The sequence below is a fragment of the Pseudomonas sp. MPB03 genome (assembly GCF_046605385.1).
GTDB lineage: Bacteria > Pseudomonadota > Gammaproteobacteria > Pseudomonadales > Pseudomonadaceae > Aquipseudomonas > Aquipseudomonas zanjanensis.
Genome location: NZ_CP176770.1, coordinates 2,872,453 through 2,885,645, shown reverse-complemented (window position 1 = coordinate 2,885,645; position 13,193 = coordinate 2,872,453). Strand labels below are relative to the sequence as shown.

Here is a 13,193-nt window from a genome sequence, read left to right as displayed (position 1 = left end):
TCACGCGCCCTCGACTGTCTTGATAGCAAACCGGAAAGGTGCCAACGGATCCGCCACGACCATCACATGACTGAGCACGAACTCATGCACCACGCCCCGGTCCATCGAGGCCGGCGAGAAAGGAAACGCGTGGGTGGGCAGGTCTTTGTCGCCGGGCAACGGAAAGTGCAGCAGGTAAGGATTGAGCAGCGCGACCATGTCCTGGGTGCGCTCGGCGGTCGCCGACGTCGCGATGGCCATGACGCCGATTTCCACGGGCGTGCCCACCCGTGACTCAAGCGATCCCAACGCTGAATCCTTGCCGATGGCGCGGAACTGCAAGTCATAGTCATCGGCGCCGATGCCCAGGTGCTTTTCGATCCGCTGACGCATGACCGAATCCAGATAGGCCAGCCACTCATCGAAGCGCTCGACGTATTCCGGATCCCGGACAATGCTCATGACCACCGATTGGAAGCCGCACGGCGCCGCCCCCTCCAACTTGACGGTGTAGTCTTCGCTTGGCGTCCAGACCGAACCTTCGACTCGCACGGTCTGTTCGTCCAACGCGGTGTAGACCGCCCTCTCCACGTGCAGTACGCCGCCGGGCTCGACGAGTACGTGGGGGTTGCTGTTTTCATACAGCATGTGCGCCATGACCGAACGCGGGGTGAGCCGGGCGCCCTCACCAATGGCCTTGATGGTGAATCCCGTGTCGTCGATCGCGGCCATTACCACCGCGTTGGCGGGCGTGGTCGTGCAGGACGCGCCGCACTCCAGGATCTTTCCGGCATGCCAGGCGGCGCCCTGATGGGCCCCGCGCAGGATGGGCAGCGAAGCCATCACCGCCGTGTCGGTGGAACGCCCTGCCAGGATGATGTCCGCGCCGTCTTCAAGCGCATGAATGAAGGGCTCTACGCCCATCAGCGCGACAATGCGCGAGCAGCGTTCGACCAAGGCATCGTCGATGTGATCGAGTTGCAAGGGTCTGATGCGTCCCTGCGCCAACGCTTGTTTCACCACGCTTGCCGGTTGCTCGCTGTAGACGCTCGCGATGCGCACGGCCTGACCGAGTTCGGCGGCGATTTCCTCGCACAGACCGCGCATCAGGTCGACCCCTGCGTCGGAACCACAGGTGCCGCAACTGCCGATAATCAGCGGGATGCCCAGTTCCGCCCGCGCCTGCATGAACACACGCAACTCGGCCCGCAGTATCGAGGCCGAAGCCTTGGTCGTGCCGGTGCCGAGGTAATGGGGACCAGAGTCGGTAGACCCCGCGTCCATTGCAATCACGTCCGGTCGTTCCAGCAGCGCCTGGTCAAACGCCGCCCGTGGGAAACCGGTGCCAATGGCGCCCGTTGGCGTCAGCACTTTAATCGGGGTATTCATGGATTCTCCTTCAAGTCTGTAGAGCGACGTCCGTCAGCGATGACGCAATGGCCAGGCGGGCTACGCCCCTCCAGTACAGCCACCGCACATTGAGCGGCAATCAGATTGGTACGATTGAGTCCCTCGACCGTGGAGGCGCCGACATGGGGCGTCACGATCACGTTGGGGAGTTGGATGAGTTGTTCAGTCACCGCCGAAAGCACCGGCTCCGACTCGCTTTCGAATACGTCGAGCCCTGCCCCGGCCAACCGGTTTTCCCGCAGGGCCCACAGCAGATCCGCATCCCGCACCAGCCCACCCCTCGCGGTATTGATCAGCACCGCGGAAGGCTTCATCCGCTTCAGCGCACGGCTATCGATCAGCCCATGGGTGTGGCGGTTGAGCGGTGCATGGAGGGTGATGAAATCGCTTTCCTCGAGCAGCGTTTCCAGGTCGACAAAACAACTTCGGGGGATACCCTCGACCTCTGCGTTGTCTGGATGAGGGGTGTAGATCAGCGGCTTGACTTCGAACCCGGACAAGCGCTGCAGTACACCCCGGCCAATCCGGCCCAAGCCGACAACGCCAACGGTCTTGCGGTACAAATCGCCTCCCAAGGGAATCGACCAGTCATTGGCCGACAACCCCAACTGGCAGCGTTTGAGCTGACGGCACACGGCGAGCATCAACGCCACGGTGTGGTCTGCGACGCTGGCGTCGTTGCCGCCGATGGCGATGGTCGCCACCTTCCCTGCCGCCGCCACCGCCGCCGTATCGACCCGCTCGTAGCCCACACCACGACGGGCGATGACTTGCAGGCGCGGGAGCCTACTCAGCAGGCTCGACGTGACATTCGCGTGACCGACGATCCAACCGTCGGCGTCTTCCAGGAGATTGAGCAACTGGCGTTCGCTCAGGTCGCCATCCGCTTGCCCCTGAGCCAGTTGCGCAATAACAACATTACAGCCGTGGCTCTTCAGGAAGTGCACGGTTTTTGCATCGAAAAACCGCTGTGTAACCACTAGGGTGTGGCGAGGTTTAGACATCTCTGGCCTCTCGATATATGTCCGGCAATCAAAATGCGTAATCCAGGTACACCCGGGCTTCCGAGCCAGTCACGACGTTGTCGGGTTGGGCGGACACCAAGGCGACAAAGTCCTGGTCGATTCGGTAATCGATGTAAATCAAACCCACGGAAAGTCCGGCATATTCCTTTTCGTCGAAGCGATAATAAAGACGGTATTCGTTCTGCCGTTCGCGCACGTCGGTGCGTCGGCCACTGAAAGGGTCCGTGGCGTCAAACTCACCTTGCTTGTAAATGGTCATGACTTTAAAACCGTCCAGCGAAGCGCCTAATAACGAATGTCCGCTCAAGTCATATTCGGCGCCTATTTGCCAGGTGCGTTCGCCGTCGTTATTAAAGTCGTTTCCGGAACGTGTCCAGGCGTCCATCTTGCCGTCGACGTTATCGCCATGATCGAAATAGGCGTAGCCCAGTTGTCCGTTGGTCAACTCGGCTTTTGTCTCGGAAAATGAAACGCCCAAGCGAAGCTTATCGAGCAATAAACCCACATTGATGTTCAGCCACGTCGCGTCATCGTCATAAGCGGCCTCGCCGGCCTGCCAATCGCGCTCCCAGATTCGCCCGGCTTTTTCAAATTCATAATATTGAGTGTCCAATACAATGCCGGCTTTATCGCCGAGGGGGGCTTTCAGGGTCAGACCATAACGGGTGTTCTCATTGAAGTCCCGCGATACACCATGGTCATAACCCAGTTCGATGGCCTTCAAATCGTATTTAATGCCGTAGGTGTAAAGGTCCTTTATTTCCTCGCCCGACTGGCTCAGCAGGTGTTCGAAGTCTTCCCGGTCCCGAGGAGACGTGCGGTTGATGTAGGCGGTTTCAAACCCCAACGTACCGGGCAGCGGGCCGATGCCCATCTCGGTGAAGTTCAGGTGGGCCCGGCCTCCTTGATAGGATCCCGGCACAATCCGAGTGTCGAGCGTGACCAACGTCCCCGCATCGAACCGGCCCCGGCCTATTTGCGAATCGGCGTTCCAGCCGTCGCCCTCGTAACGCAACTTGAAATAACCCTGGCCGACTTTTGCAAAGCCACCGTTAGTGCCATCGGTGTCGTCGAACAAATCCCGCCCATTGTCTTTGGAGTCGATCATCGCCACGCCATACAACGAGGCATCAAACCCTACAACGCCGGCCCAGTAACTGGAGTTATAGTCGAGGATCGCACCAACCCCTGTCCCGCCCAACTCGGCGCCGTCCGGAAAACCACCAAAACGATCTTCGATCAAATCGTTGGATATCCGCGTATTGATATACATCGAGCGAAGATAAGCATTCAACTTGCCTTCATGCTGGAACCTGTCGGGATTACTGATGGTTGCCGCAAGACAAACATCAGACACAAACAATGTCGACAGCAACGTCATAGCGACGGCGTTAATCGATTTCATCGACCACCTCATCTATTATTTTTATTTTGACGTGAGCAGACGCGAGCTGGCGTCCTTGAAACTTCGGCGCAGAGAACTAACTGATCAGATAATCGCCCGGGTAATTACCGCCGTGACAATCAGGACAAGGCTGCTGCCTATGGCCCAGAGCAGGCAATAGCGTTGCATATCACCCATGTCGCGCTTGATGATCCCGCTGATGAGATACACCGCGGCGACCAATGGGCTGAGTGCATGGACGGGTTGCCCCAACACCGACGCACGGGCTATATGCATCGGGTCGATACCATACTCGGCCCCCGCCGCCCCCAGTACCGGCAAGATGCCGAAGAAGAACGCGTCGTTGGACAACAGGAAGTTCAGCGGCAAAGCCACCAGTGCGGTAATGATGCCGAAGTATTGTCCGCCGCCGTCGGGAATCAGCTGGACGATTTTCCCCGACATGCCATCGACCATTCCGGTGCCTGACAAAATCCCGGTAAACGCACCTGAAGCGAAGATCAGGGCGATGACCATCAGGACACTTTCAGAATGAGCCGCCACCCGCGCCTTCTGCTCCGACAGGCGTGGATAGTTGATCAGCAGCGCCAGGGAAAAACCCACCATCATCAGCATGGGCAAAGGTGCCAGCCCTGTCGCCATGGCGTACATGAGCCCGGCGGTGAGCGCCAGGTTGATCCAGAACAGCTTCGGCCGCTGCGTTTCGGATTGCACGGTCGGCAAGGCGACCTCCTGCGGTGCAACGTCTTGGTGACCGGGCGTCCAGCCCAAGCGGCGCCGTTCCTTGCGGCCGATCCAGAACGCGACGACGAATGCATAGGCAAGCCCCGCGAACATGGCCGGTACCAGGCCCAGGAACATGTCCGCCACATCGAGATGGAGGGCACTGGCGGCGCGAGCGACCGGCCCTCCCCAGGGAATCAGGTTCACCACGGTATTGGTCAGCAGGAGCATCAACGCCAGAATGAGCGGGTTCATCCCAAGGCGCAGATAGAGCGGCAGGAACGCTGTGGTGACGATCAAGACCGTCGTCGCGCCATCCCCATCGAACGAGATCACAGTGGCCAACAGTGCGGTGCCCAACACAACGCGAAGAGGATCATTGCCGACAAACCGCAGAATCCGCCGTACCGCCGGCTCGAAGAGCCCGGCGTCAAACATGATTGCGAAATACAGGATTGCAAACATCAACATCAGTGCGGTGGGCGCTACTTGCTTGACGCCGCCCATCACCATCCCACCCAGTTCCGGCCCTGCCCCACTGGCCAGCCCGAAAGCAACCGGAATGAGGATGAGTGCCGTCACAGCGGACAGTCGCTTGCTTATGATCAATGCCATAAACGTGACGACCATTGCGAAACCTAACCAAGCCATGCGTTTCACCTTTTCGTTTTTATTGTTATCGACGCCATCAAAAATCAATGTGAACAACTTTTTGCACACTCGAAATCTACATAGGGGGTGAAAGCCTGTAAATCTTGATTTTTTTCGTCAATATTCGCCATTCACCGCGTCGGTTTGGACAAATGACTCAAGACGCAACAGAGAAAAAATTGCTGCTTTGTAGACATTGACGAAATGACCGTATATTTAATAAATATGTACGCCTTTCCAATCAACCTGCTCGGATTCGTCATGCCAGAACAAGAAGACCTCTACCTTTCGGCAGAAGAGGCGGCAGCCCTACTCGGAATCAGCCTGCCAACGCTGTACGCCTACGTCAGCCGCAAAAATATCCGCTCCCTCAAGATCCCGGGCACGCCCAAGCGCCGTTATTGGGCCGAAGACATCCAGCGCCTGGTCAAGCGTCCGGCGGGAGAGAAGCACGCGCCCAAGCGCTCGTCGCCGTCGGACAGCGCCATTACGCTGATCACCGATGATGGCCTGTTTTACCGGGGCCATGACGTCGTCGAGCTCGCTGACCGCGCAACGGTTGAAGACGTCGCCGAGCTGATCTGGCAAGTGCCGTCTGCGTTCGGCACGTCACTGCCCCGTGCACCGAGGGACAGTGTCAAGCTGCTGAACATCTACGAACACATGTCCGCCCAGGAAAAAGCCATCGCGCTTTTCCCATTGGTCCAAAGAGAAAACCCCAAGGCCTTCGACCTTTCCACGGACAGCTACGCGCGTACTGGCGCCGATGTCGTCCGATGGTTTGCCGCCTTGGTGGTGGGCGCCACCGGTCCGAGCACGCAACCCTTGCATGAATTCATCACCCAGGCCTGCGGCGCCCCACCGGCGTACGCCGACCTGATCCGCCGCCTGCTGATCCTCAGTATCGACCATGAGTTGGACCACACCGCCCATAGCGTGCGTGTCGCCGCCACGACCGGCGCCACCCCCTACTACGCGGTCATTGCCGGACTTGCCGCAGCCCGGGGCCACAGAATCGCTTTTGGAAGAAATGAAGCCGCCAGCAGGATGATCGAGGAAATCTGCACCGCTGTAGACCCTGCGCGACCTATATTGCAGCGCTACAGCCAGGACGGCCACATCGTCGGGTTTGGCCCCAATGTGCATGCCATCAACGATCCGCGCGCCAGCAATCTCATGGCGGCGTTGACGGCCGTCTTCGAGGGCGACAGCGAATTCGCAAAACTGCAAAAAGCGTTTGCGGTGGCCTCGGAACTCGTGGCGTACCCACCGGAATTCATCCTGCTGGTGAGCTTCATCGGCCAGAAGTTAGGGCTGCATGGACAGGAAATTTCATTGGCAGGGATCGGTCGCCTGATCGGCTGGATAGCCCATGCCAGCGAGCAATATAACCAGCACCACGACGCCCGTCCTCGCGCTCGTTACGTAGGGACGTTGCCTACGGCGAGCGAGACCGCCCGCCGTTAATCCTCGCTCGGTCGCGCCTCTGGGAAGCGCCCATTGGAGCGACAGACTGGCTATGAAACGGCCATCGCCGCAAACAGCGAGGTGAATTCGGTCTGCTTTTCGAGACCAGCAACGAAGCCGAGCACTTCAGCTTGTGCCGATGCGTCGATATGCGGCATGGCCATGCGCCGGAATTTACGTTCGAAATCGCCATCGGTCATCGGCGTTTCGACTGACCCGGGCCCGGTGATCATCTCACTCACGACTTGCTCGCCGGACATCAGGGTCACGCAGACACGGTTGGCAAGATGCCGCGGGAACAGTGCGGTCAACGCCGGATCCTCGACAACACTGACCTTGTCCATCAAGGCAATCGCCGCCGGGTCGGCAATCTTTTCAGGGCGATACGAATCCACCGTGATGTCGCCATCGAGCAAGGCCCGAGCCACGTTGTAGGGCAGGCTGTGATCTGCTGTTTCCCGGGTCTTCGGCAACCATTTTTCAGGCGTATCGGCCAACACCCGCCGGTTGAATTCAGACGTTGCGATCGTAATGGCGGCGATATCTTCTACGCCATCGATACGCTTGCGGATATCCAGCGCAGCCCAGACGGCGGTGTGCAGCTCGCCATTGGTGGGAAATGTCTTGGTCAACGAGCGCCGTATGGCATAGTCGCCATTGTCCGGCGTACCGAAACGACGGGTATCCAGATCGAACGAACCCGAAACCAGCTTGAAGAACCCCATCTCACCTTCAAACACCGGCGACGGTCCCGTCATGCCATGGCGCGCCAATTGGGCGGCGAAAATGGCGTTGCGCGCGGCGTTCGCGGCGGAGCAGCCCTTCCAGTCGGACAATGCTCCACTGCGCACCTGGCGCATGGCCAAGTGACCACTCACGGCAATGTTGATCGCCTGCTCCGTCTGCGCCACGTCCAGCTTCATCAGGTTGGCAGCCGCCGCAGCCATTGCGACGTTGATGTAATTGACGTGGTCCCAGCCCCGCTTGTTCAAGCTGGCCGCATCCTGCAAACGCATCTGGATTTCATAGGCCAGGACGATGGCCGACATCAGTTCCGCCCCGGTTGCGTTTTCAGCTTGCGCCAGCGCGAGGCAGGCTGGGATGTTGTCACTGGGATGGCCAGGCTCCAGGCCCATATAACCGTCGTTATAGTCAAGGAAACGAACCATCAGGCCATTGGTAAACGCCGCGATTTCCGGGGTCGTTTGCAGGTGCGTGCCGAATACGCTGGATGATTTGGCGCGATTGGCGGCGGCGTAACACACCGCGGCCTTTACCGGGTCAGCTCCGTAGGCACCCAGCACGCACGCCAGGCTGTCGATAAAGCGCTGGCGTACGAGGTGGATGATCGCTTCGGGCAGGTGCTGTTTTCTGAATGCATGGGCATAGCGTGCAAGCCGCATCGCTACGGTCGAGTCCGTCATAAGTACCTCGGGTTGAATAGGTGGACCGGTCCTCGTCCATGAGGCGAACAGATCAAGGCGCGACGCGGTGTCGCCGTCTCAGTCGATGACCACGTCAAGCAAGCGGACGTATTGCTGGCCGGCATGCATGTCACGCTCGACCATGCCGCCTTGTGGCGTTGCACGGGGATAAGAAATCTTGACCATTTCCAGGTCCGGCACTGCAATGCGCTTGACCCGTTCGGGATCGGTGCCGTAGAGCCTGGCAAATTGCGCCGAGGAAAGTGCGGCACAATCGGCATAACGCTCGAAATTTTCGCGGCCACTGAAAAAGATATCGAACGTAATCCAGAACGGCCCCGCTTGTTTGGAACGGACATGCCGGCAAACATCACGCAACTTGATCATTGTGCAAGCTCCTTCATCGCCATTGGCGTGTCCGACAAATCGATCCATTCAAGACGTACCAACGCCATGGGATTCTCAAGTTGCACCACATGGTTCAACTTGAACTCATAAATCTGGCCTCGGGGTATATCCGCCGGTGTAAAGGCGAATCCATACGAAGGTAATTCCTTACCCATGACACTGGGGTAATGAAAGAAGTAAGGATTGCACGCATGGGCAATGGTATTGGCTATTTCCTGAGTCGCAGCAGTGGCAACAAACAACATGCCTATCTCAGTTGGCGGTAATGTTCCGACAGGCGGCTTGACCCCGGTGACACCATTCCATCCATACATCCGCAAGGAAATATGAAACTCACCCAACTCTTCGGCTGGAATGGACTGACGGGCTCTTGTGTAAAGCGCTTCCAGCAGCCGATCGTGAAACCCATCGACATCGTTGAGCACATCCGGGTCCTGGATGCCCACCAACATGATCGTTTGATATAAACCGGCGGCGGCCCCTTCCAACTTCATCGTGTAGGGCATCGTTTCCCAGCGTGAGCCTTCTACCCGAACGGCACGCCCATTCAAATCGGCATAACGCGCCTGGGCAACATTCAAGATACCGCCAGGCTCCACCAACCGGAACGGGTCGCTGTTCTCATACAGCATATGGGCCGAGACGCTATGGGGCGTGCACTGGTTGTCCTGGCTCAACGGCTCCACTTCGAAGCCATTGGCATCAATACTCAGCAAGATCCCCGATCCAAGCGTGGGGTTGACGGCGCACTGCACGCCGCATTCGCCCGTCTTGCCGGCATGCCAGGACGGCCCCCAGGGCGCGCCTTTCCAGATGGGATAACAGGCGATGACGGCGGTGTCGGTCGCGCGGCCGGCCAATATGATATCGGCACCGCCATCCAGGGCGGCGATAAAGGGTTCTACTCCCAATGCCGCGACAATGTGTTCACAGCTGTCCACCGTTGTATCCTCCAGCTCGGCATGAGGCGGGAGCGGTTTGATACGACCTTCGGCATTGAGCTTCTTGATGATGTCCTTGTCTTGCTCACAGTAGATAAGTGCGATTTTCGGCGATACGCCCAACTCCTTGGCGATTTCCAAGGCGATATCACGGGTCCAGTCCAGATTGAGGTCACCGCCCGCTTGCCCAGCGGTCCCCACAATGATCGGTACGCCGGATCGCGCCTGCGCTTTCATTAATATCGTCAGGTCACGCTTTACTGCGCCTCGGTTGTTCTTGGACTTTCCAAGTGCAAGATAGGCCGCGCCGCTATCCGTTGAACCTGCGTCCGTGGCGATTACTTGCGCGCCAGCAGCCAATCCATAAGCAATTTCTTCTTCTCGAACACCCGCCCCCAAAGAACCACAGGGAACGATCACTTTTACGCAACCTTCAAATAACTGCGCCATGACAACCTCTTTCAGATCACTCAGTGCGCCAATAATAATGGCTGCAATTGCGCTGACAAGTGGACAGAATTTATCCATATATCATTAACAAACACACTGTAACTTTGGCACTCCAGGCATAACCCGATTAATATCGCGCCAGAGCGCCAGACCCATTTTTTATTTTCAAGCCGGTGTGTTAAAAACTTGCCTGGGGGGCGCCATCGATGGGCATGTTCATTGCAGCGCATGAACGCTTGGCGCCTACATCGCAAACTGACTCCGACAATTATGATTGGAATAATCCAGACCATGAGACGCAAGCCTCACCCTCGAGAACAATCCCTGTTGCCGGAGGACCTCCGTGTATTCCTCGCCGTGATCCGGAAAAATGGCTTTGGCAATGCTGCCGAGGCCTTGGGGTTTTCCCCGGCCTATGTCAGCAAGCGGATCTCCGTCCTTGAGGCCGCGTTGGGCGCGAAGCTGTTGCATCGCACGACCCGGCGTGTCGCGTTGACCGACGACGGCGAACGTGTCCGCGTCTTCGCAACGCGACTGCTGGGGGATATGGACGACTTCATCAGCGAGTTGACCGACTCGCGCCAACAATTGCAGGGGAGCCTGCACATTTGCAGCTCTTTCGGTTTTGGCCGCAACCACGTCGCGCCCGCGATCGCCGCGCTGTCGCAGTTGTACCCTCGACTGGAGATTCGCCTGGACGTGTTTGATCGCATGGTCGATATCGTCAACGAAGGCTTCGATCTTGAAATCAGGGTGGGTTACGACCTCCCTCAACAACTGCTGGGAAAAAAACTCGTGAGTAACCGCAGGGTGCTCTGTGCAACCCCCGGGTACCTGGAAAAACGTGGCATCCCGACGTCCCTGGATGATCTGGCCCGGCATGATTGCCTGGTGCTCAAGGAGCGTAACAACGCCTTTGGCATCTGGAACCTGACAAAAGACGGCGTTGAAGAGTCCATTCGCGTCAACGGCCCGCTGTCATCGAACAGTGGCGAGATTGTGTTGCGCTGGGCCTTGAGTGGCGCAGGCATCCTTCTGCGCTCCTTGTGGGACGTCAAGCCCCTGCTTGAAAGTGGACAACTGGTCCACGTGCTGCCTGACTATTCCCAGAGCGCCGATGTCTGGGCCATTTACCCGACGCGGGTCAGCCAGTCCGCCAAGCTAAGGGTCTGTATCGAATTCTTCGAAGAGCATTTCAGAACCCTCGCCCTCGCTTGAGCGCCCGGCAGCCGCAGCTGGCAGGCGCTTGGGAACTCAGTTCAGCCACGGATTTTCTGTGTAGTGACGCGCTTCGAAATCACGAATCTGCGCCGCCCGCTGCAAGGTCGCGCCGATAGCGTCCAGCCCCGACAACAACGATTGCTTGCGTAGCGCATCAATGGGGAATTCGATGACCGACCCCTCACTTAGCCAAATCCGCTGGTTCGGCAGATCGACGCTGATGGTCGCGGTGGCCCCATTGTTTACTACGCGAGCCAGTCTTTGTAGCTGCGATTCGCAAAGTTCTATCGCGAGCACGCCGTTACGCTGACAGTTGTCATAGAAGATACCGGCAAAGCTTATCCCGATCAGTGCACGAATCCCCAGTTGCTTGAGCCCCCATACCGCGTGCTCGCGGCTGGAACCACAACCAAAGTTGGGCCCGGTCACCAGGAAACTGGCCCCGCTCCACGCTGGTTGGTTGAGGACGAAGTCTGGATTGAGCTCGCCGGACTCAAGAAAACGCAGATCGAAAAACACACCTTTATCCAAGCCACTTCGATCGATCCCCTTCAAGAACTGCTTGGGCATGATGACGTCGGTATCGATGTTGGAGGCGAGCAAAGGCGCGGCTTTTCCAGTCACGATCTCAAAAGGTTGCATGGCTCAAGCCTCCTCGGCCAATAGGCGTACGTCCGTCAGGCGACCACGGATGGCTGCAGCGGCAACCATCGCCGGGCTCATGAGGTGAGTGCGTGCGCCCGCCCCCTGACGACCTTCAAAATTTCGGTTGGTGCTGGACGCACAACGATCGCCCGGAGCAAGCACGTCATCGTTCATGGCGAGACACATCGAGCATCCGGACTGGCGCCATTCAAAACCGGCCTCGAGGAAGATCCTGGCCAAGCCTTCCTCCTCAGCCTGGGCACGCACCAGAGTTGATCCGGGGACGATCATCGCCCGCACTGTCGAGGCGACTTTCCTGCCCTTCACCACCCGTGCGACGTCACGCAAGTCTTCGATGCGCGCGTTGGTACACGAGCCGATGAAGGCATGGCTGATCTGCACGTCACTCAACGCCATGCCGGCCTCCAGCCCCATGTAGGTCAAGGCGCGCTGCATGCCCTGGCGCAGGATCGGATCGGCGACGGTCGCTGGGTCTGGAACCTTGCCACCCACAGGCGACGCCTGGTCCGGGCTGGTTCCCCAGGTCACCATCGGCTCCAACGCATCCACGTCCACCCGCACTTCCCTGTCGAACAACGCGTCCTCGTCGGTGAAGAGTTCGCGCCACTTTTTTTCGGCGACATCCCAGTGCTCGCCTTGAGGCGCACGCGGCTTGGACTTGAGGTAGTCATAGACCTTTCCATCGGGCGCCATGAAGGCTCCCCGGGCGCCGGCCTCCACTGCCATGTTGCACATGGTCATCCGCGCCTCGACGCTTAATGCGCTGATGACCGGGCCGACGAACTCGATGGCGTACCCGGTCGCGCCTGACGCGCCAATCTTCTCGATCAGCGCCATGATGATGTCCTTCGAGGTGACGCCCATGCCCAGCGTACCGGTGACCGTGACGCGCATGGTTTTCAGGCGCTTGTAGACCAACGTCTGCGTCGCCAGCAAATGCTCGATTTCAGAGGTGCCAATACCAAAACCAAACGCACCCAGGGCGCCATAGGTCGTGGTATGGCTGTCGCCCGCGGCCACCACCATGCCAGGCAGGATAAAGCCTTGCTCCGGCGCGACCACGTGTTCAATCCCCTGGCGCTTGTCCAGCACATCGAAAAGCTCGATGCCGAAGTCCCGACAGTTCTCCTCGAAATATGCGACCTGCAAGGCGCCGCCGGCGTCGGGCATGGCAGCGACACGACTCGGGGTGGTCGGGTTGACATGGTCGACGACCGCCAGCGTGGCCTGAGGGCGCCAGACATCACGCTTCGCCTCGCGAAGCCCGCTGAAGGCTTGAGGGCTGGTGTATTCGTTAGCCACCTGGCGGTCGATGTAGAGCAATACATGCCCTTGATCGTCCAGGGTAGCGACAGTGTGGCTGTCGATGTGTTTCTGGTAGAGGGTACGAGGGCTGTTCATTGCGATGCGCTCTGTTGTGCCG

11 protein-coding genes are annotated in these 13,193 nt (G+C 58.6%); 2 read left to right on the top strand and 9 right to left on the bottom strand.

All coding sequences use genetic code 11. The features are described 5' to 3' along the window. From ACLH0I_RS12970 to ACLH0I_RS12955, 4 genes are all read right to left on the bottom strand, one after another. Nucleotides 1-1,368, bottom strand: coding sequence for an acyclic terpene utilization AtuA family protein (locus ACLH0I_RS12970; protein WP_250961435.1), 1,368 nt, complete (start codon nucleotides 1,366-1,368; stop codon nucleotides 1-3). Next, nucleotides 1,365-2,393, bottom strand: coding sequence for a phosphoglycerate dehydrogenase (locus tag ACLH0I_RS12965; RefSeq protein ID WP_411387265.1), 1,029 nt, complete (start codon nucleotides 2,391-2,393; stop codon nucleotides 1,365-1,367). Before ACLH0I_RS12965 ends, ACLH0I_RS12970 begins: the two co-directional genes overlap by 4 nt. Before the next feature lie 28 nt (nucleotides 2,394-2,421). Then, a complete protein-coding gene (locus tag ACLH0I_RS12960; RefSeq protein WP_411387264.1) occupies nucleotides 2,422-3,819 on the bottom strand; it encodes an OprD family outer membrane porin in 1,398 nt (465 codons plus the stop codon). A gap of 84 nt (nucleotides 3,820-3,903) precedes the next feature. Beyond that, nucleotides 3,904-5,193, bottom strand: a complete 1,290-nt coding sequence (locus ACLH0I_RS12955) for a CitMHS family transporter (RefSeq protein ID WP_250961512.1) — start codon at nucleotides 5,191-5,193, stop codon at nucleotides 3,904-3,906. A gap of 261 nt (nucleotides 5,194-5,454) precedes the next feature. On the opposite strand from ACLH0I_RS12955, the gene ACLH0I_RS12950 reads away from it, so the two are divergent. Further along, nucleotides 5,455-6,660 carry a citrate synthase gene (locus ACLH0I_RS12950; protein ID WP_250961438.1) on the top strand — a complete coding sequence of 402 codons (1,206 nt, stop codon included), beginning with the start codon at nucleotides 5,455-5,457 and terminating at the stop codon, nucleotides 6,658-6,660. Between the two features lie 50 nt (nucleotides 6,661-6,710). Here the strand turns inward: ACLH0I_RS12950 and ACLH0I_RS12945 are convergent, their stop codons facing one another. The 3 genes from ACLH0I_RS12945 to ACLH0I_RS12935 all read right to left on the bottom strand — a co-directional run bounded on the left by ACLH0I_RS12945 (nucleotide 6,711) and on the right by ACLH0I_RS12935 (nucleotide 9,883). Further along, nucleotides 6,711-8,084: an MmgE/PrpD family protein gene (locus tag ACLH0I_RS12945; protein ID WP_411387263.1), complete on the bottom strand. Its 1,374-nt coding sequence runs from the start codon at nucleotides 8,082-8,084 to the stop codon at nucleotides 6,711-6,713. Between the two features lie 78 nt (nucleotides 8,085-8,162). Then, on the bottom strand, nucleotides 8,163-8,471 hold the full coding sequence (locus ACLH0I_RS12940) for a DUF4387 domain-containing protein (RefSeq protein ID WP_250961440.1): 309 nt from the start codon (nucleotides 8,469-8,471) through the stop codon (nucleotides 8,163-8,165). Beyond that, nucleotides 8,468-9,883, bottom strand: coding sequence for an acyclic terpene utilization AtuA family protein (locus ACLH0I_RS12935; protein WP_411387262.1), 1,416 nt, complete (start codon nucleotides 9,881-9,883; stop codon nucleotides 8,468-8,470). Before ACLH0I_RS12935 ends, ACLH0I_RS12940 begins: the two co-directional genes overlap by 4 nt. A gap of 291 nt (nucleotides 9,884-10,174) precedes the next feature. Between ACLH0I_RS12935 and ACLH0I_RS12930 the strand changes: the two genes are divergently transcribed. Beyond that, nucleotides 10,175-11,101 carry a LysR substrate-binding domain-containing protein gene (locus ACLH0I_RS12930; RefSeq protein WP_250961442.1) on the top strand — a complete coding sequence of 309 codons (927 nt, stop codon included), beginning with the start codon at nucleotides 10,175-10,177 and terminating at the stop codon, nucleotides 11,099-11,101. Between the two features lie 36 nt (nucleotides 11,102-11,137). On the opposite strand, the gene leuD is transcribed toward ACLH0I_RS12930, so the two are convergent. Together leuD and leuC are read right to left on the bottom strand one after the other, a co-directional pair. Beyond that, a complete protein-coding gene (leuD, locus tag ACLH0I_RS12925; protein ID WP_122568353.1) occupies nucleotides 11,138-11,746 on the bottom strand; it encodes a 3-isopropylmalate dehydratase small subunit in 609 nt (202 codons plus the stop codon). A 3-nt stretch (nucleotides 11,747-11,749) separates the two neighbouring features. Continuing rightward, nucleotides 11,750-13,171: a 3-isopropylmalate dehydratase large subunit gene (gene leuC, locus ACLH0I_RS12920; RefSeq protein ID WP_122568352.1), complete on the bottom strand. Its 1,422-nt coding sequence runs from the start codon at nucleotides 13,169-13,171 to the stop codon at nucleotides 11,750-11,752. Nucleotides 13,172-13,193 lie beyond the last annotated feature (22 nt).